Here is a 17,154-nt window from a genome sequence, read left to right on the forward strand (position 1 = left end):
GGCGGAAAAATTTGGGGTGTGCTTTGGTCGCATCCGCAAGATGTGACGGTGACGGCCCTATGTGGTATGCGATTTCGCAGCCATGTGGCAGGCGACCGATTGCTGGGCTTGAGATTCCGGCCAAATGGCCTAGTTCACAACGCGTTTTAAGCATATTGTCGTTGGTCAGGACCTTGTAACCGAGGCAAGCTTGGTATACATCGGCATACAAAGAGCGCTTCAGGGCGCGCTGATCTTTGTCAGCACCCTGTGCTCTCGCTTCTTCTAACGCTTACTCGTCAGGATAGCCATGAGCCTTTATACGGATTACCTAGCTGAAATCGAAACGCGCAAAGAGCAGGGTCTGAACCCCAAGCCGATTGACGCGGGAGACCTGGTTGCCGAATTGATCGAACTGATCAAGGACACCGGGAACGAGGCGCGCGAAGGTGCGCTTAACTTCTTTATCTACAACACACTTCCGGGCACCACGAGCGCTGCTGGTGTGAAAGCGGAATTCCTCAAAGAGATCATTCTTGGTGCCGCTGATGTGGCCGAGATTTCTCAAGAGTTTGCATTTGAGCTGCTTTCGCACATGAAGGGTGGCCCTTCCGTGCGCGTGCTGCTGGATTTGGCGCTGGGCGACGATGAAGCCATCGCGAAGCAAGCCGCAGAAGTTCTGAAGACTCAGGTGTTCCTCTATGACGCGGACCAAGCGCGCCTCAAAGAAGCGCTGGACGGTGGCAATGCTATCGCCAAAGACCTTCTGGAAAGCTATGCGAAGGCAGAGTTCTTCACCAAGCTGCCTGACATCGACGAAGAGATCGAGATCGTGACCTTCATTGCGGCAGAAGGTGACATCTCCACCGACCTGCTGTCCCCAGGTGCCGAAGCGCACTCCCGCGCGGACCGTGAACTGCACGGCAAGTGCATGATCACCGAAGCGGCACAGAAGCACATCGAAGAGCTGAAGCTGCAGCACCCTGGCAAGCAAGTTATGTTGATCGCCGAAAAAGGCACAATGGGTGTGGGGTCGTCCCGTATGTCCGGCGTGAACAACGTGGCGCTTTGGACCGGTAAGCAAGCTTCCCCTTATGTGCCATTTGTGAACTACGCGCCGATTGTGGCGGGCACCAACGGCATCTCCCCGATCTTCCTGACCACTGTTGGCGTGACCGGCGGTATCGGTCTGGACCTGAAGAACTGGGTGCGCAAAACCGATGAGGATGGCAACCCGATCCTCAACAACGACGGCAACCCGATCCTTGAGCAGAAATACTCTGTTGAGACCGGCACCGTTCTGAAAATCAACACCAAAGACAAAAAGCTGCTGAGCGAAGACGGCGAAGAGCTGGTGGATGTGTCCTCAGCCTTCACCCCGCAAAAGGCCGAGTTCATGAAGGCTGGCGGCTCTTACGCGATTGTCTTTGGTAAGAAGCTGCAGACATTTGCTGCAGAAGCTCTGGGCGTGGAAGCAACTCCTGTCTTTGCGCCGTCCAAAGAGATCACCGCGGAAGGCCAAGGCCTCACTGCTGTTGAAAAGATCTTCAACAAAAACGCTCTGGGCTCCACGCCGGGTGCCACTCTGCTGGCAGGTTCCGACGTGCGCGTGAAGGTCAACATCGTTGGCTCTCAAGACACCACCGGCCTGATGACCATGCAGGAACTGGAAGCGATGGCGGCGACTGTTGTGTCCCCAATCGTGGATGGCGCCTATCAGTCTGGCTGTCACACTGCCTCTGTGTGGGATGCAAAAGCGCAGGCCAACACGCCGCGTCTGATGCAGTTCATGAACGACTTCGGCCTGATCACCGCGCGCGACCCCAAAGACGTTTATCACTCCATGACCGACGTGATTCACAAGGTGCTGAACGACATCACCGTCAACGACTGGGACATCATCATCGGCGGCGACAGCCACACCCGTATGTCCAAAGGCGTGGCCTTCGGTGCGGACTCCGGCACTGTGGCTCTGGCGCTCGCGACCGGTGAAGCCTCCATGCCGATCCCAGAATCTGTGAAAGTGACCTTCAAAGGTCAGATGGCTGATCACATGGACTTCCGTGATGTGGTGCACGCCACCCAGGCGCAGATGCTGGAGCAGCACGGCGACAACGTGTTCCAAGGCCGCGTGATCGAAGTGCACATCGGAACGCTGCTGGCAGACCAAGCCTTCACCTTCACCGACTGGACCGCAGAGATGAAGGCGAAAGCCTCGATCTGTATCTCCAACGATGAGACCCTGATCGGTTCTCTGGAGCTTGCGAAATCCCGCATCCAGATCATGATCGACAAGGGCATGGACAACGAAGTGAAGATGCTTCAGGGCCTGATCGACAAAGCGGATGCCCGCATTGCCGAAATCCAGTCCGGTGAGAAGCCAGCACTGACTCCGGATAGCGACGCGAAGTACTTCGCAGAAGTTGTGGTGGATCTGGACCAGATCGTTGAGCCAATGATCGCCGACCCGGACGTGAACAACGCAGACGTCTCCAAGCGTTACACCCACGACACCATCCGTCCGATCAGCTACTACAACGCTGAGAAGAAAGTGGACCTGGGCTTTGTGGGCTCCTGCATGGTGCACAAGGGCGACATGAAGATTGTGGCTCAGATGCTGAAGAACCTCGAAGCCGCCAATGGCAAAGTCGAGTTCAAGGCACCGCTGGTTGTGGCCGCGCCGACCTACAACATCATCGACGAGATGAAGGAAGAGGGCGACTGGGACATCCTGCAGAAGTACTCGGGCTTTGAGTTTGATGATCTGTTCCCGAAACAGCAGGCGCGTACCGAGTATGAGAACATTCTCTATCTTGAGCGTCCAGGCTGTAACCTCTGCATGGGCAACCAGGAGAAAGCTGCGAAGGGTGACACCGTACTGGCGACCTCAACCCGCCTGTTCCAAGGCCGTGTTGTGGCTGACCTGCCGGAGAAGAAGGGTGAGTCTCTGCTTGCGTCCACACCGCTGGTGGTGCTCTCCGCGATCCTCGGCCGCACACCAACGCTGGAAGAATACAAAGAGGCGGTTGAAGGCATCGACCTGACCAAATTCGCACCACCGCTTCAGGTGCCAGCGAACGCGAAGTCCGCACACTTCTAAGAAACACACCGACGGGCAGCATCTGGAAAAGGTGCTGCCCGTTTTCTTTTTCAGGCGCTGATGCGATATGCATACAATCGCCTGCTAAGCGATTTTCTCGCCTGTCGAGTCTCTCAAAAACAAATAATTTTAGCGGGTTAGCCCCTTTTGGCGATGCGCAGTTCGTTGCGTTACCCCTTGATTTACGTCTTTCCGGCAAAGTGTAATTCACCCGTTAATTATATGCGAAACCCGAATTCTCTTTTGTGACTCGTCTCAGTTTTTGTCAGATCTCGCTTCTCATATCTGAGCGCCATCAGATTTTTTGAGTGAAGACATGAAAGACATCACTGACACCACCCGCATCCAGGCCGAAATTCTTGAGGCCTTCAACTTCCGTCACGCGACCAAAGTGTTCGACGCTGAGCGCAAGATTGATGACGCCTCCTTTGAGACCATTCTGGAAGCCGCGCGCCTGTCGCCAACTTCCTTTGGGCATGAGCCGTTCAAGATCGTCATGCTCCAGAAGCCCGAAAACCGTGAACTGTTCCGTGAGTTCTCCTGGGGGGCAAACGGGATGATGAACGGCAGCACCGGCCAACTGGGCACTGCGAGCCACTTCGGCATCATTCTGGCGCACACCGAAGAGACCATGACTGCGGGCTCCGATTACCTGCAGAACTTCTATCGCAATGTGAAACAGCTGCCTGAAGAGGTGATCGAGATCTTCAACGGCGCTTATGGCAAGTTCCAATCCGACGATCATAAGATCACCAGCCCGCGTGAGATCAGCGACTGGGCAGGCAAGCAGGCCTATATCGTGCTGGCGAATATGATGACCACAGGCGCGCTGATGGGCATCGATTCCTGCCCGATCGAAGGCTTTGACATGGCACAGACCGCAGAGGTGCTTGAAAAGCACTTTGGCATCGATCCAAAGCTCTACAAACCGGCTGTGATGTTTGCCTTTGGCTACCGTGCCAATGAGCCGGAGTTCGGCAAGATCCGCCGCAGCATGGAAGAGACTGTAAGCTGGTTCTAACGCCGGCTTTGTCGAAGCACTTTGACTGCGCCCCCAAAACCGGGGCGCGGTTTTATACCGGGGTCTGCCAGACCGGTGACTTGCCGATCTCTTCGATCAGAAAATCCATAAACACCCGCACCTTGGCAGAGAGCACGTTGGTTTTTGGGTAGATCATCCAGAGCACTGAGCCATCTGCCACCTCGTGATCGGGCAACACCCGAACAAGCGTACCGGACTTCAGCTCCTGATGAACGCTCCAGACCGGATTGCTGGAGATGCCAGCCCCGGCGATGGTCGCCAATTTCTGGCTGAGGCCGTCGTCCAAGATCACCCGGCCTCGGGCCTTATGCGGGTCAAAACTCCCGATCTCCCCATCACGGCGGCGCAAAGGTTTGGCCTCCTGATCGGCAAAGGCAATCAGTTCGTGTGAGAGCAGATCCTCAGGCGTTTGAGGGATGCCGCGTTTCTCAAGGTAGCTGGGGGCAGCGCAAAGGATGCGGTGGTCATTGGCCAGTTTGCGCCCTTTGAGGCTGGTGTCCTCAAGTGCTGAGTTGCGGATCGCGAGGTCAAAGCTGCCTTCGATCAGGTCAAACCGGCTGTCTGAGAGGCGCAGGTCCAGCGTAATGCCCGGGTATTGCTCCAGAAATTTGGGAAGGATCGGGGCAATGTAGAGCTGCGCAAAGGTGCTTGGCGCGGTGAAGCGCAGCGTGCCCGTAGGCATGGCCCGACCTTGGCCCAAAGCGGCCAAAGCGGCTTCCTCCTGAACAAGGATTTCCCGCGCGTAGGGGAGAAACTCCGCGCCTTCCAGTGACAGAGACACCTTTCGGGTAGAGCGGTGCAGAAGGTCGGCGCCTAGGGCGTGCTCAAGCTTGGCCAGACGGGCGCTGGCAACGGCTGGTGCCAGACCAAGCTCCCGACCGGCGGCGCTGATGTTGAGCTTGTCGGCGGCGAGCACAAAAAGGCGGAGGCTGTCAGTATCCATGGGCGCCTCATTGCATGGAAGGGTGGAACGATCCATCCAGAAATGAGTGGTTTTTCCCTAAGGCGCAATGCTTACGTGACTATTGCTCGCGGTTTGGGGATGCTCGCATAGCAGTTGTGCCCCTTGTTTTTGGATTAGTTTTCAGGCTCTTGGCCCCAATCCGCGTCTTGCATTTCGCGCAGGCGGGAAGCGGTGCGTTCAAACTCAAAGGTGCCTTCCCCCTCAAGATAGAGCATCTCTGGTTCTGCTGCGGCAGAGCAGATTAGGCGAACGCGGGCTTCATAGAGGGCGTCGATCAGGGTTACGAAACGCTTGGCTTCGTTGAAGTTTGTGCGGCTCAAGGCAGGGATGTCTTCCAGGATCAGAACCCGCACCGCATTGGCGATGGCCAGATAATCACCGGGGCCAAGCATCTTACCGCAGAGGTCAAAGAAGCTCGCCCGAGCCACACCATTGCGGAAGGCGGGCAAGGTGACTTCGCGGCTCTTAACCGTAAGCACCAATGGCGCGGCATCGCCACCGGTCAGATCTTCCCAGATGCCGCGGATTTGCGCGCGGGCCTCGGTGCCAGCCTGGACAAAATACACCTGACTTCCCGCAAGGCGATTTTGGCGGTAGTCGGTTGGGCTGACCAGCTCCCAGACCCGCAGCTGCTCCTTGATGATCGCTATAAAAGGCAGAAATAACTGACGGTTGAGGCCATTTTTATAGAGGTCGTCTGGCACGCGGTTTGAGGTGGTGACAACCACAACACCCGCCTCAAAAAGCTGTTCAAACAGGCGGCCCACAATCATGGCATCGGTGATGTCGGTGATCTGCATCTCATCAAATGCCAGCACGCGCACGCTCTCTGACACCGCTTGGGCCACGGGTTGAATGGCGTCCTCAACCCCATCAGCGCGGGCCTTGTGCATGGCCTCGTGGATTTCCTGCATAAAGGCATGAAAATGCACGCGCCGGACGGGGACAGAGAGGCTTTCGACAAACAGATCCATCAGCATGGACTTGCCCCGACCCACGCCGCCCCAGAGATAGAGTCCCTGCACGGGTTCTGGTGTGGATTTGCGGAACCAGCTCTTTTTGACCGGTTTGCTCACCTCTGCGCGGATGCGCTCAAGCTCTGGCAAAACGGCGGTCTGGGCGTCGTCAGGCGTGAGGATGCCTTCGGCAACCTTGGCGGCGTAAATCTCTGGCAAGCTTGTCATATTATCGGGTGTAGCCAATCGCGGGGCGGAGGAAAAGTGGCGTTACATTGACAGGCGTGATGTGGGGGCAAACAAATGCTGAATTGCCTGTGTTGTTTAAACTGTGCAGTATCTGCTCTGCGCAACAGGAGAACCCCCATGCCGCAGAAGACTCCTCTTATGACCCCGGTGCTGATTGTGGGCTGTATCATCATTCTGGTGAGCTTTGCCATTCGGGCGAGCTTTGGGGTGTTTCAGATCCCGATTGCCGATGAGTTTGGCTGGTTGCGCAGCGAATTCTCTCTGGCGATCGCGATTCAGAACCTTGCCTGGGGGATTGGCCAGCCGTTCTTCGGGATGATTTCCGAGAAGATGGGCGACCGGAAAGCGATCATTCTGGGGGCTGTGACCTATGCGGCGGGGCTTGTTCTGTCCTCTTTCGCGGTCACACCCGAAGCGCATCAACTCTATGAAATCCTTGTGGGATTTGGCATTGCAGGTACGGGGTTCGGGGTGATCCTGGCGGTCGTGGGGCGGGCCAGTTCGGATGAGAACCGCTCTATGTCACTGGCGATTGCCACGGCTGCGGGGTCAGGTGGGCAGGTGTTTGGGGCACCGCTGGCGGAATGGATGCTGGGCTTTTTGAGCTGGCAGGAGACCTTCCTTGTTTTTGCGGCGGTGATTGTCGCGGTGCTGCTGCTCTTGCCGATGATGAGGGCGCCTGCGGCGCCCAAGGCGGAGCTGCAGGAGAGCATGGGGGCGATCCTGATGAAAGCCTTCCGGGACCCGTCTTACACGTTGATTTTCCTTGGGTTTTTCAGCTGCGGCTATCAGCTTGGTTTTGTGACCGCGCATTTCCCGGCGATGATCACTGAGATGTGCGGGCCAATTGCGCCGGGGAGCATGTTGGCGGGGTTGGGGATTTCGACCACCTCTGCCCTGGGCGCGGTGGCGATTTCGCTGATTGGTCTGGCCAACATCGGAGGCACTTTGCTGGCCGGTTGGTTGGGTAAGCACTATCAGAAAAAGTATTTGCTGGCAGGGGTTTACACGGGGCGCACCCTCGCGGCGGCAATGTTCATCCTGATGCCGATCACGCCGACAACGGTGGTGGTCTTCTCGCTGGTGATGGGCTCTCTGTGGCTGGCCACCGTGCCGCTGACCTCAGGGCTGGTCGCGCATCTTTATGGGCTGCGCTATATGGCGACGCTTTACGGAATTGTCTTTTTCTCTCATCAGCTTGGCAGCTTCTTGGGTGTCTGGCTGGGCGGGCGTTTGTATGACCAATACGGCGACTACACGGTGGTGTGGTGGCTGGGTGTGGCCATCGGGGCGTTCAGCGCGATTGTGCACCTTCCGATCCGCGAAAAACGGGAGCCCGTTGCGTCCGCGGCCTAGGTCGCGTTAACCATAAATCGGAACGTCGGTATTGCGTCTGTATCGCGGCTGTATTGCGGAGGTGCGAAATTTGGCGGCGAAAAAAGGTTACCCAACCGCGCGTTGCGCCGGCAAACAGAGGCCCTAGGCGGCTTGTTGGGGCGCAATCTCGCCCCAAACATCGGTTTGGCAAGAGGACGGCGCGCGCGTCAGCTCGCGGCCTGCCATTGATCGAGAATGTAGCGGCTGGTCATCAGATCGAGATGGGCCCCCCCGCCGTTCTTAAAGAGTGTGATCTCGTCCTCTGACTGGCGGGTGAACCGGGACAGGTCATAATAATCTGCCAGCACATCCTCGCGGGTGAGGGCGCCCTCAGACAGCGGGATCTTCAACTCGCCGATATGATCCAAGGTGGTGGCATAACTGTCCACAAACACGCGGGCGCGTTGGAGCGCGGTGTCATCGGCCTCGCGCATGTCGGGGCGATAGGCACCGATCAGATCCACATGCTGGCCGGGTTGCAGCCAGTCGCCGCGCAAGGTGGGCTCTGTGGACATGGTGGCGCAGGTGATGATGTCAGCCTCGCCCACGGCGGTTTCCAGATCGGTGGCCACAGAAAGGCCCTCGATCTCGGCAGCCATTTTCTCGGCATTGGCCTGTGTGCGGTTCCAGACGGTGAAGCGCGCCTCCGGGAAGGCGGCACCATAAGCGTCGCGCAGGTTGCGCCCCTGCGTGCCTGCGCCAACGATTAGGATGTTGCGGCTGTCAGGGCGGGCGAGGCGGCGGGCGGCCAGAAGGCTGTCGCCTGCGGTTTTCCATTTGGTGACGAGGTGAAAATCAATCAACGCGGAGAGCGTGCCGATATTGTCGTCAAACAGGGTGACCGCCCCGTTGACCATGGGCACGTCCTGCGCCGGGTTGTCGGGGAACACGGTGGCGGATTTGACCGCGATACCTAGACCGTCGATCCAGGCCTGACGCTGCAAGAGCGTGTCATTGCCGCGATAGAGAAAGCTGTCGGAGATTTCGGCGCGGGGCAGATCATGGCCAGCGGCCAGCGCATCGGTGAGGCCGAGCCAGTTGATGTTTCTCTCTCCGTCTTCAAAGGAGATATAAGGGATCATTTTGCTTCCTCCGCCGTCAGGAGACCCTCTGTGACCAGCCGGTCAGCCCAGCCCTGAGGGTGTTCAAAGAGATGGGTTTGCCAGCCACGTGCGGCGGCGGCGGCGATGTTGTCGGCGCGGTCATCGGTGAAGAGCAGGCGCGCGGGATCAACACCGCTGTCGGTTTCCACATGGGCGTAGATCGCCGGATCGGGTTTTATCAGTTTGAGACGGCCAGAGACATATTCCCGGTCAAAGCGGTTGAGGAACGGGTAGACCGCTTGGGACAGCGGGAAGTTGTCGTGGCCGAAATTCGTGAGGGTGAAAACCGTGACGCCTTTGTCCACCAGTGCGTTCAGCAGGCGCACGGAATGGGGGATTGCCGGGGCGGCGAGATCGTTCCAATTGTCGTTCCACATGCGCAGCTCCGCCTCATACTCCGGGTACTGCGGCACGAGGCTTTCGATCATTTCCGGCAGGGAGGCCCCGGCATCAATGGCTTCGTGGTGTCGGTGAATGTCTGTGTCGGCAAAGAAGGCTTTGCGGCGCGCCTCTCCCACGGTTCGGTCGTAGAAATTCTCCGGTTGCCACTCGATCAGCACATTGCCGATGTCAAAGATCACGGCCTCGATTTGCGACATGGTCTTCCCCTGTATGGATATTTTGGGCTGACCGTAGAGCGGCGGGGGCGTCAGGGGAACCGGTTTTTCTATCAAATACAGCTGCTAGCGGCGGCTGCGCGGGCGTTCGGGCGTAGGCACATCGCCCAGCTTGGTTTCGCGCCAGAAGACAAACAGGCCGCTGCCGATGATCAGCACCATGCCGAGCCATGAGGCCGGCGTGGGCCATTCGCCAAAGAGCACGATGCCGACGACAACCGCGATCGGCATAGCGACATATTCCAGCGGGGCAATCAGGCTGGCCTCTGACAGGCGGTAGGCCTGCGAAATGAAGAAGCCGCCGCCCGCGCTTGCGATGCCCAGCAGCACAAGCAGGGGCCAGTCCGCCGCGGCGGGGATGTGCCAGCTGCGCAGCAGGAAGGCGAGCATTTCGCCGCCTTTGTCCTCCCACGCGCCATGGCCGAGGGTGGCCCCTACGGTGGCGGAGACAACTACAAAGACCAGCTGGATATAGACCGACATGGTGGCCGCGCTTTCGGTGCCGCCGATTTTGCGCGTGAGCACGTGCAGCAGCGCATAGGCTACGGCGGCGAGGATCGGCAGCAGGAGCGCGGCGTTGAAGCCCTCAGCCCCCGGGCGCACCATGATCAAAACGCCAACCATGCCAAGCCCCACCGCCAGCAGGCGGCGCGGGCCGATCTTTTCCCCCAGCAGCAGCACGGAAAAGGCAGTGATCAGCAAGGGCGAGACAAAGAAGACCGCCACAGCATCGGCCAGCGGCAGCACCGCAAGGCCAAGAAAGAAGGTTGTGTTGGCGGCGACCACGCAGAAGCCGCGCAACATATGCATGCCAAAGCGGCTGGTGCGCAGCACGCCAAAGCCGCCCTGCAGAGGCACAATGATGGCCAGCAGGATCGCCAAGCCGATGACGGAGCGGATCAGCACAATCTGGTGCAGCGCGTAGTCACCGGACAGGAATTTGATCGTCGCGTCGTTGATCGAGAAGAAGATCACGGCGATCACGGCCGAAAGCGGGCCGAGGGGCAGGCGATGGGTCAGGGCTTGGCTCATGTGTCCACTTGGGATGAACAATCGTTCAGCGTCTAGAGCAAAAACGACCTGTGCGGATTTTTGCGCTTTTGCGGTGGGCGCAGCGGTGCGGATTTGGGGGCCAAATCCGGTCTATCGTCAGAACTTCTTAAGGCTGTGGCCGTATTTAGGGGAAGCACAGGTGCGCCCTCGGACGCCACCGGTGTGTTTGAAGGCAAGACAGATGCGTGTGAGGCGCGCGCAGGAAAAGGAACACTAGGGTCATGATCGACGTGCCGGTATTCACCTTGGAGCGCGATATTGCGGCTTCGATGGGTCAGGTCTGGGCCGCCTTGAGTGTGCCGTCGCTGCTTGGGCAGTGGTACGGGGTGGGCGTTGAGACCGTGACCCATGGCTTTGCCTTTGAGGAAGGCGGCGAGTGGCGCACGGAGATGCGGTTTAACGGGCAATGTGACCACAGCCGTATTCTGTTCAAGACGATTGAGGAAAAGGCGCGTCTGGTCTGGCTGCATCAATCGACCGATGCGGATTGGCAGAAAACGCCAAGCCAGTCGTTGCCGAATTGGCCGCAGGATATTCTGACCACGATCACCCTTGCGCCTGCGGGCGAACACACCAAGCTCGGGGTGTCGATGGTGCCGGTTGCAGCTTCTCTGACTGAACGGATCTGTTTTGTGGAGTATTTGCCGATGGTGGAAGGCGGCTGGCGTCAGAACCTTGCGCGGATGGAGCGCCTGCTGGTGGGAGAAGCGGCTTAAGCGGCCTTTTTTTCGGGCTAGCGCTTGGCGGCGCGCAACTCGCGTTCAAGCGCATCCAGAAAGCGGGAGCGGTCTGCTTTGGTGAAACCTTTGCCGCCGCCCTGACGGAACGGGTCTGCGGCGCGCAGGTCTGCCATGAGATCGCGGGTGGCGAGCACATTGCCGATGTTGGCCGCGGTGAGAGCCTCGCCGTTGTGTTTGAGCACGCGGGCCCCGGCCTCCACACATTTTGCGGCCAGAGGGATGTCGCCGGTGATGACAACATCCCCCGTTTTGGCGCGGTCTGCGATCCACATATCGGCCACATCCGGGCCTTCGGGCACAATCACGTTTTCCACAAGCGGGTTCTGGCTGGGCCGGAGACCGCCGTTGGAGACAACGTAGATTTTGACCTTGTGGCGGGTGCCGACCCGTTCGACCTCGGCTTTCACCGGGCAGGCGTCGGCATCCACATAAATCGCAGTCATTTGGGCCTGTCCTGTTCTTAGTCTGCGTAGAGCGCTTCGGCGTGGAAGGCGATGTGCTCTTCCATGAAGGACGACACAAAGAAGTAGCTGTGATCATAGCCTTTTTGCAGACGCAGGGTGGCTTCCTGACGGCGGGCGTTGGCGGCTTCGGCCAGCGCTTCGGGGCGCAAGAGATCAATGAACTGATCGTCGGTGCCGGTGTCCACTAGGATCGGCCCGTCAAAGCCTTTCTCGCGCATCAGCAGGGTCGCGTCATGGGCCGCCCAGGCGGCTTCGTCGTCGCCGAGATAGGCAGAAAGCTGTTTGCGGCCCCAGTCCGCCGCAGTCGGGTTGGCGATAGGGGCAAAGGCAGACACGGAGCGGAAGCGGTCGGGCAGGGACATGGCCAGCGTTAGCGCGCCGTGACCACCCATGGAGTGGCCCATGATGGACTGGCGCGACAAATCCACCGGGAATTCTTCCTGCAGGAAGGACGGCAGATCCTCGGCGATGTAGTCCCACATGTTGTAGTGCGGCGCCCATGGTTTTTGGGTGGCATTCACATAAAAGCCTGCGCCCTGACCCAGATCATAGGCCGGATCATCTGCCACGCCTTCGCCGCGGGGCGAGGTGTCCGGGAAGACCAGCGCAACGCCCTGTTCGGCGGCCCATTGCTGTGCGCCTGCCTTCACCATGGCGTTTTCATGGGTGCAGGTCAGGCCGGAGAGATACCAGATGAGCGGCACCGGGCCGACCTTGGCTTCTTCGGGCAGAAAGAGGCCAAAAGTCATGTCACAGCGTGTGCTGTGTGCATTGTGTGTGTAGACGCCTTGAGTGCCGCCAAAGGCGCGGTTTTCAGAGATCAATTCCATGGGTGGGGCTCCTGCCAAACGGTTTGCGCCAAAATGTCAGAACTGGCTGACCCATGCAATCACCAGCGAGACCGTAGCGATGGATGCGACGGTGGAAAAGAGAATGGCGGCGGACACCCGATGCGGGGCGACGCCATAGTGCTGCGCAAGCATATAGACATTGCCAGCCACCGGCAGGGCGGCAGCGGCGATCACAACACTGGCGGAATAGGGATCAATTGGCAAAACCCACAGCACGGCGATGGCCACAAACAACGGGTGCAGCACCAATTTGGCAAAGCTGAGCCAGACCGCCACCTGCACGCGCTCGGCTGATTTGCTGGCCAGCGACGCGCCAATGGCAAAGAGCGCCCCAGGTGTGGCCGCGCCGCCAAGGATGGCCAGAAACTCGTTCACAGGCGCGGGGATCGGCAGCGCAAGGGCGGACCAGACAAAGCCCAGCGAAATCGCCACAATCATCGGATTGCGAATCAAACCGGCGGCAACCGTGCGCAGGATTGCGAGGTTCATGCGCCCGTCCCGTGAACCGGTGATCAGGATCACAATGAGGCTGGAGAAGACGATCAGATCCACCGCCAGCACCAGCATCACAGGGCCGATGGCGTCTGGCCCCATCAGAAGTGTCAGCATGGGCACGCCCAGAAAGCCGACATTACCGATGGTGGCGCATTGCGCCTCGACAGCGGCGGTGGCCACATCCTGTTTGCGCAGCATGGCAATGCTGGTCGCCAGCCCGTAGATCACGCAGCTGCCCAGCAGATAGGCTCCCATCAGGCGCCAGTTCAGAACCTCAGCAAGGCTGAGATTGGCGGCAAAGCGGAACAGCATCGCTGAGAGCGCGAAATAGAACACAAATTTGGTGAGATAGGCCGTGGCCTCCTCTGAGAAGAACCGCGTGCGCCCGGCCCAGTAGCCAAGGCCAATGAGCGCAAAAAACGGCAGTGTTTTCAGAAAGATTGCCAGCATGGCCAAGGCTTAACAGGTTTGGTGCAGGTGGCAAGGGTGGGCTGGGGCCTGTGGGCAATCAGGAGGTCGCATCAGCTTCAGTCCAAAATTGCTCAGTTCCAAATCATGGTCGTGAAAACCTGAGGCGCTTGGTCTCTACCTGCGTGCAGGTGGCGAAGCCGACCAGCCCCCGACCCTCCCCAAGGGAGGGGGCTTCACCCCCACCCAGGGTCGGGGGCCGGTCTATGTGACCTGCTACAGTTGTTGCAGATTTACTGGACGATGATTTAGGGATTTGGGCGCAGGACAAGCCATCTATTTCACGGCCAAATGACGACGAAATAGGCAGCGCTCTGATGCAACCTCGTGATTGTGCACAGGCGTTAGAGCAAGGCGATTACCGCTGTGCCTGACACGGCGGTCAGCGCGCCTATAAGGGCCATGGGATGTGGCCGAAGACGCTCTTTGGCCCAGAGGATCGGCAAGATCAGCACCGGGGACAATGCGCCCAGCGTCGCGGCGATGCCCGCATCCAGATGCGCAAAGGCAAAGAGCAACAGAGACGAGGCAAATATATAGCCGATCACCCCCGGCAGGATGGTTTTGCCCAGCAAAGGCGGATTGAGCGCCGTGTTCGGTTTCACCGCTTTCATTGGCAGGCAGGCCATCACAGAAATCAAGGCCGCAGCACCCAAGAGGCGCAGGGCGGTGGCCGCAATGGGGGTCAGCCCGGCTTCGAGCGCGGGTTTCATGGCCAGAAAACCAGCCCCCTGCAGGGCAGTGGCCACCACGCCCAAGCCCACAATGTGCAGCAAAGGGGCAAAGCGCGCGTCGCTTTGGGATTCGGTGTTGGTGCCAAAAACAATGGCGATACAGACCCCGATCAGGGTGATGGTGGCGCCGAGGATATCAGCTGGCGCGGGCACTTCCCCCAGCCAGAGAAAGGCGATGCCGCCCACGATGGGGGCCTTCAGAGACAGCAGCAGCTCTGTGCGTCTGGGGCCGCCTCTGCGCAGGCAGGCGATCATGGCAAGGTTGCCCAGCAGAATGCCAAAGACACTGCTGAACACAAAGGCGGGCCAGAATTGCCACGGGACGCTGTGCCAGTGCCCGAGCGCGGTGGTGAGCGCGGCCGCAAGCAACCCGCAGGCGACCAGCTGGATATGGGTGAAGGCAAAGGCCCCCAACTGCTTTGCAGGGGATTGGGCAATCACGATGCCACTGGCCCAGCCAAAAGACGCACCCAGCGCGGCAAGAAGGGGAAGAAGGGTCATGACAGGGCTCAACAGATTCACTACGTTTTGTGTAGCAATAATGTGCTATCGAATGTGTAGCAAGGAGGATCTATGACGCATCAGGTGCCAACACCCGGCCGCCCCGTGCGCGGCTCAAAGACCGGCAAGCCGATTATGGCGCTGTTTGACCTTTTGGGGCGCAGCTGGGCGCTTGGGGTTTTGTGGCAGCTTTCAGACGGGGCGCTGACCTTTCGCGCATTGCAGGCGCGGTGTGAGCAGGTGTCGCCAACGGTGCTGAACCGGCGTCTCAAAGAGTTGATGGCCAGCGGGTTGGTGCAGCGCGGCGATGCGGGGTATGAACTGAGTGCTGCCGGCCATGAGTTGTTTGCGCTGTTGGCCCCCTTTGGCCCTTGGGCGCCGAAGTGGGCGCAGGGGCTGGCGGAGAGCTCACAGGACGGCTAGCGGTATTGGAGGGCCCAGGTTTTGCGGGGCTGTCGAAACAAGTTTCGCAACCGGACTTGCCGCAGGGGAAAGCGGCGGTGTACTGTCTGGACGCACGCCAGCCAAGAGGTCAGCACAGCCTTATGAACACCCAAAGCCCCATCATTCGGCAAGGCCGGAAATTTGCGCAGGTTCTGGATCATGCGCGGCGTCTGTTCATGCAGCATGGGTTTGAAAGTGTGAGTATGGACCATATCGCGCAGGCGGCGCAGGTCTCCAAGGCGACGCTCTACAACTATTTCCCCGACAAGCGGATGCTGTTCATGGAGGTTGTGCGCCAGGAATGTGCGGAGCAGGCCGAACAGCTGGAGGCGGCAGTGGATGGCACGCAGCCGGCCGCCGAGGTTTTGCGCGTGGTCGGGCGCGGGCTGATGGGGATCATCCTGTCCGAGTTCGGGCGCAATATGTTTCGGGTCTGTGTGTCGGAAGGGGACCGGTTTCCCGAGTTGGGGCAGCAGTTTTACACCTCCGGCCCGCAGCTTTGTCAGAGCCGGTTGATGGCGTTTTTTGCTGAAGCAGAAGCGCGCGGGGAGCTGCGGGTGCCCGATAAGAAACTGGCAGCGGACCAGTTTGCGGAGCTGTGCAAGGCCGGGCTGTTTCTGCGGCAGGTGACCGGCGTGCAGACAGAGTTTGCGGCAGGTGAGGTGGAGCACGTGGTCGAGGGCGCTGTGGAAATGTTCATGGCGCGCTATGGGGTGCGCTAGGGGGCGCACTATGTAGGCAAAAAGCAAACGGGCCGCCGAAGCGACCCGTTTTTGTGTTTTAGGGGAGCGGTTTAGAACTCCACCACTGCGCGAATGGACTTGCCTTCGTGCATCAGATCAAAGCCGTGGTTGATCTCATCCAGCGTCAGTTTGTGGGTGATCATCGGGTCGATCTCGATCTTGCCGTCCATGTACCAGTCAACGAACTGAGGCACGTCGGTGCGGCCTTTCGCGCCGCCAAAGGCAGTGCCTTTCCAGACGCGACCGGTGACCAGCTGGAAGGGGCGGGTGGAGATCTCAGCGCCGGCTGGTGCTACACCGATGATCACGGAAACACCCCAGCCGCGGTGGGAGCATTCCAGCGCGTCGCGCATGACCTGCACGTTGCCGGTGGCGTCAAAGGAGTAATCCACGCCGCCGAACTGGTCTTTCTCGGTTTTGGTGAGCTCGATGATCGCTTCGGTCACGGACTGGCCTTCGGGCAGCTCGGAGGGGTTCACGAAGTGGGTCATGCCAAACTTCTTGGCCATCTCGGCTTTGTCGTTGTTGAGATCAACGCCGATGATCATGTCAGCGCCGGCCATGCGCAGGCCCTGAATGACGTTGAGACCAATGCCGCCGAGGCCGAAGACCGCCGCGGAGGAGCCGATCTCGACGCCAGCGGTGTTGATCACCGCGCCGATGCCGGTGGTGACGCCGCAGCCGATGTAGCAGATTTTGTCAAACGGCGCGTCTTCGCGCACTTTTGCGAGCGCGATTTCCGGCAAAACCGTGTGGTTCGCGAAGGTCGAGCAGCCCATGTAGTGGTAGATCGGCGTGCCATCGAGCATGGAGAAACGGGTGGTGCCATCGGGCATCAGGCCTTGGCCTTGCGTGCCACGGATCGCGGTGCAGAGGTTGGTTTTGCCCGATAGACAGGCGTGACATTCACGGCACTCAGGGGTGTAGAGTGGGATCACGTGGTCGCCGGGCTTCAGGGTGGTGACACCTTCGCCCACTTCCACCACAACGCCTGCGCCTTCGTGGCCGAGGATGGAGGGGAACAACCCTTCAGGGTCCGCGCCGGAACGGGTGAATTCATCGGTGTGGCACAGGCCGGTGGCCTTGATCTCCACCAGAACCTCACCCTTTTTCGGGCCTTCGAGGTTCACTTCCATAATTTCCAAAGGCTTGCCGGCTTCTAGCGCGACGGCGGCACGGGTACGCATCATTTTGCTTATCCTCCATGATTTGCTCAGAGCGTGGTTGAAACCCGCGCGCTATGCAACCTTAATGGCGACGTCGCAAGCCCGAAT

16 protein-coding genes are annotated in these 17,154 nt (G+C 59.3%); 6 read left to right on the top strand and 10 right to left on the bottom strand.

What is annotated here, in order from left to right; all coding sequences use genetic code 11:
* The first annotated feature begins 289 nt into the window (after positions 1–289).
* Positions 290–3,079, top strand: a complete 2,790-nt coding sequence (locus J7412_RS15400; RefSeq protein WP_209079455.1) for a bifunctional aconitate hydratase 2/2-methylisocitrate dehydratase — start codon at positions 290–292, stop codon at positions 3,077–3,079.
* Positions 3,080–3,395: 316 nt separating this feature from the next.
* Entirely contained in the window at positions 3,396–4,100 is a 705-nt protein-coding gene (locus tag J7412_RS15405; RefSeq protein WP_209079456.1) for an NAD(P)H-dependent oxidoreductase, read from the top strand.
* A 52-nt stretch (positions 4,101–4,152) separates the two neighbouring features.
* Here the strand turns inward: J7412_RS15405 and J7412_RS15410 are convergent, their stop codons facing one another.
* Together J7412_RS15410 and zapE are read right to left on the bottom strand one after the other, a co-directional pair.
* Positions 4,153–5,064 (bottom strand): LysR family transcriptional regulator, encoded by a 912-nt coding sequence (locus tag J7412_RS15410; RefSeq protein ID WP_209079457.1) that lies wholly within the window; start codon positions 5,062–5,064, stop codon positions 4,153–4,155.
* A gap of 134 nt (positions 5,065–5,198) precedes the next feature.
* Positions 5,199–6,269 carry a cell division protein ZapE gene (gene zapE, locus J7412_RS15415; protein ID WP_209079458.1) on the bottom strand — a complete coding sequence of 357 codons (1,071 nt, stop codon included), beginning with the start codon at positions 6,267–6,269 and terminating at the stop codon, positions 5,199–5,201.
* A gap of 138 nt (positions 6,270–6,407) precedes the next feature.
* Between zapE and J7412_RS15420 the strand changes: the two genes are divergently transcribed.
* The gene (locus J7412_RS15420) at positions 6,408–7,646 is read left to right on the top strand and encodes an MFS transporter (protein ID WP_209079459.1); all 1,239 of its coding nucleotides are present in this window, start codon (positions 6,408–6,410) and stop codon (positions 7,644–7,646) included.
* A 188-nt stretch (positions 7,647–7,834) separates the two neighbouring features.
* Here the strand turns inward: J7412_RS15420 and J7412_RS15425 are convergent, their stop codons facing one another.
* The 3 genes from J7412_RS15425 to J7412_RS15435 all read right to left on the bottom strand — a co-directional run bounded on the left by J7412_RS15425 (position 7,835) and on the right by J7412_RS15435 (position 10,419).
* Positions 7,835–8,749 carry an ornithine cyclodeaminase gene (locus J7412_RS15425; RefSeq protein WP_209079460.1) on the bottom strand — a complete coding sequence of 305 codons (915 nt, stop codon included), beginning with the start codon at positions 8,747–8,749 and terminating at the stop codon, positions 7,835–7,837.
* Complete coding sequence (locus J7412_RS15430; protein WP_209079461.1) at positions 8,746–9,369, bottom strand: HAD family phosphatase; 624 nt, start codon at positions 9,367–9,369, stop codon at positions 8,746–8,748. The genes J7412_RS15425 and J7412_RS15430 overlap by 4 nt, the downstream gene beginning before the upstream one ends.
* 84 nt (positions 9,370–9,453) lie before the next feature.
* Positions 9,454–10,419 carry a DMT family transporter gene (locus J7412_RS15435; RefSeq protein WP_209079462.1) on the bottom strand — a complete coding sequence of 322 codons (966 nt, stop codon included), beginning with the start codon at positions 10,417–10,419 and terminating at the stop codon, positions 9,454–9,456.
* 242 nt (positions 10,420–10,661) lie between these two features.
* On the opposite strand from J7412_RS15435, the gene J7412_RS15440 reads away from it, so the two are divergent.
* Entirely contained in the window at positions 10,662–11,156 is a 495-nt protein-coding gene (locus J7412_RS15440) for an SRPBCC domain-containing protein (protein WP_209079463.1), read from the top strand.
* Between the two features lie 17 nt (positions 11,157–11,173).
* Here J7412_RS15440 and J7412_RS15445 read toward each other — a convergent pair whose 3' ends face one another.
* The 4 genes from J7412_RS15445 to J7412_RS15460 form a co-directional block, all read right to left on the bottom strand.
* Positions 11,174–11,623, bottom strand: coding sequence for a YaiI/YqxD family protein (locus tag J7412_RS15445; protein WP_209079464.1), 450 nt, complete (start codon positions 11,621–11,623; stop codon positions 11,174–11,176).
* A gap of 17 nt (positions 11,624–11,640) precedes the next feature.
* A complete protein-coding gene (gene fghA / locus J7412_RS15450; protein WP_209079465.1) occupies positions 11,641–12,474 on the bottom strand; it encodes an S-formylglutathione hydrolase in 834 nt (277 codons plus the stop codon).
* 36 nt (positions 12,475–12,510) lie between these two features.
* Positions 12,511–13,440, bottom strand: a complete 930-nt coding sequence (locus J7412_RS15455) for an AEC family transporter (RefSeq protein WP_209079466.1) — start codon at positions 13,438–13,440, stop codon at positions 12,511–12,513.
* A gap of 362 nt (positions 13,441–13,802) precedes the next feature.
* Positions 13,803–14,693 (bottom strand): DMT family transporter, encoded by an 891-nt coding sequence (locus tag J7412_RS15460; protein ID WP_209079467.1) that lies wholly within the window; start codon positions 14,691–14,693, stop codon positions 13,803–13,805.
* 72 nt (positions 14,694–14,765) lie between these two features.
* On the opposite strand from J7412_RS15460, the gene J7412_RS15465 reads away from it, so the two are divergent.
* On the top strand, positions 14,766–15,116 hold the full coding sequence (locus J7412_RS15465; protein WP_209079468.1) for a helix-turn-helix domain-containing protein: 351 nt from the start codon (positions 14,766–14,768) through the stop codon (positions 15,114–15,116).
* A 122-nt stretch (positions 15,117–15,238) separates the two neighbouring features.
* Positions 15,239–15,859: a TetR/AcrR family transcriptional regulator gene (locus tag J7412_RS15470; protein ID WP_209079469.1), complete on the top strand. Its 621-nt coding sequence runs from the start codon at positions 15,239–15,241 to the stop codon at positions 15,857–15,859.
* 71 nt (positions 15,860–15,930) lie between these two features.
* On the opposite strand, the gene J7412_RS15475 is transcribed toward J7412_RS15470, so the two are convergent.
* Complete coding sequence (locus J7412_RS15475) at positions 15,931–17,070, bottom strand: S-(hydroxymethyl)glutathione dehydrogenase/class III alcohol dehydrogenase (protein WP_280637743.1); 1,140 nt, start codon at positions 17,068–17,070, stop codon at positions 15,931–15,933.
* Positions 17,071–17,154: the final 84 nt, after the last annotated feature.

This window comes from Shimia sp. R9_3, assembly GCF_017743755.1.
In the GTDB taxonomy this organism is placed as follows: domain Bacteria; phylum Pseudomonadota; class Alphaproteobacteria; order Rhodobacterales; family Rhodobacteraceae; genus Shimia.

Excerpts from the sequence above, each read along its gene's own strand:
- zapE (WP_209079458.1), bottom strand. The coding sequence starts at position 6,269 with ATGACAAGCTTGCCAGAGATTTACGCCGCCAAGGTTGCCGAAGGCATC.
- fghA (WP_209079465.1), bottom strand. The coding sequence starts at position 12,474 with ATGGAATTGATCTCTGAAAACCGCGCCTTTGGCGGCACTCAAGGCGTC.
- J7412_RS15470 (WP_209079469.1), top strand. The coding sequence starts at position 15,239 with ATGAACACCCAAAGCCCCATCATTCGGCAAGGCCGGAAATTTGCGCAG.
- J7412_RS15405 (WP_209079456.1), top strand. The coding sequence starts at position 3,396 with ATGAAAGACATCACTGACACCACCCGCATCCAGGCCGAAATTCTTGAG.
- J7412_RS15410 (WP_209079457.1), bottom strand. The coding sequence starts at position 5,064 with ATGGATACTGACAGCCTCCGCCTTTTTGTGCTCGCCGCCGACAAGCTC.
- J7412_RS15475 (WP_280637743.1), bottom strand. The coding sequence starts at position 17,070 with ATGATGCGTACCCGTGCCGCCGTCGCGCTAGAAGCCGGCAAGCCTTTG.
- J7412_RS15440 (WP_209079463.1), top strand. The coding sequence starts at position 10,662 with ATGATCGACGTGCCGGTATTCACCTTGGAGCGCGATATTGCGGCTTCG.
- J7412_RS15465 (WP_209079468.1), top strand. The coding sequence starts at position 14,766 with ATGACGCATCAGGTGCCAACACCCGGCCGCCCCGTGCGCGGCTCAAAG.
- J7412_RS15455 (WP_209079466.1), bottom strand. The coding sequence starts at position 13,440 with ATGCTGGCAATCTTTCTGAAAACACTGCCGTTTTTTGCGCTCATTGGC.
- J7412_RS15430 (WP_209079461.1), bottom strand. The coding sequence starts at position 9,369 with ATGTCGCAAATCGAGGCCGTGATCTTTGACATCGGCAATGTGCTGATC.
- J7412_RS15420 (WP_209079459.1), top strand. The coding sequence starts at position 6,408 with ATGCCGCAGAAGACTCCTCTTATGACCCCGGTGCTGATTGTGGGCTGT.
- J7412_RS15445 (WP_209079464.1), bottom strand. The coding sequence starts at position 11,623 with ATGACTGCGATTTATGTGGATGCCGACGCCTGCCCGGTGAAAGCCGAG.
- J7412_RS15460 (WP_209079467.1), bottom strand. The coding sequence starts at position 14,693 with ATGACCCTTCTTCCCCTTCTTGCCGCGCTGGGTGCGTCTTTTGGCTGG.
- J7412_RS15425 (WP_209079460.1), bottom strand. The coding sequence starts at position 8,749 with ATGATCCCTTATATCTCCTTTGAAGACGGAGAGAGAAACATCAACTGG.
- J7412_RS15435 (WP_209079462.1), bottom strand. The coding sequence starts at position 10,419 with ATGAGCCAAGCCCTGACCCATCGCCTGCCCCTCGGCCCGCTTTCGGCC.
- J7412_RS15400 (WP_209079455.1), top strand. The coding sequence starts at position 290 with ATGAGCCTTTATACGGATTACCTAGCTGAAATCGAAACGCGCAAAGAG.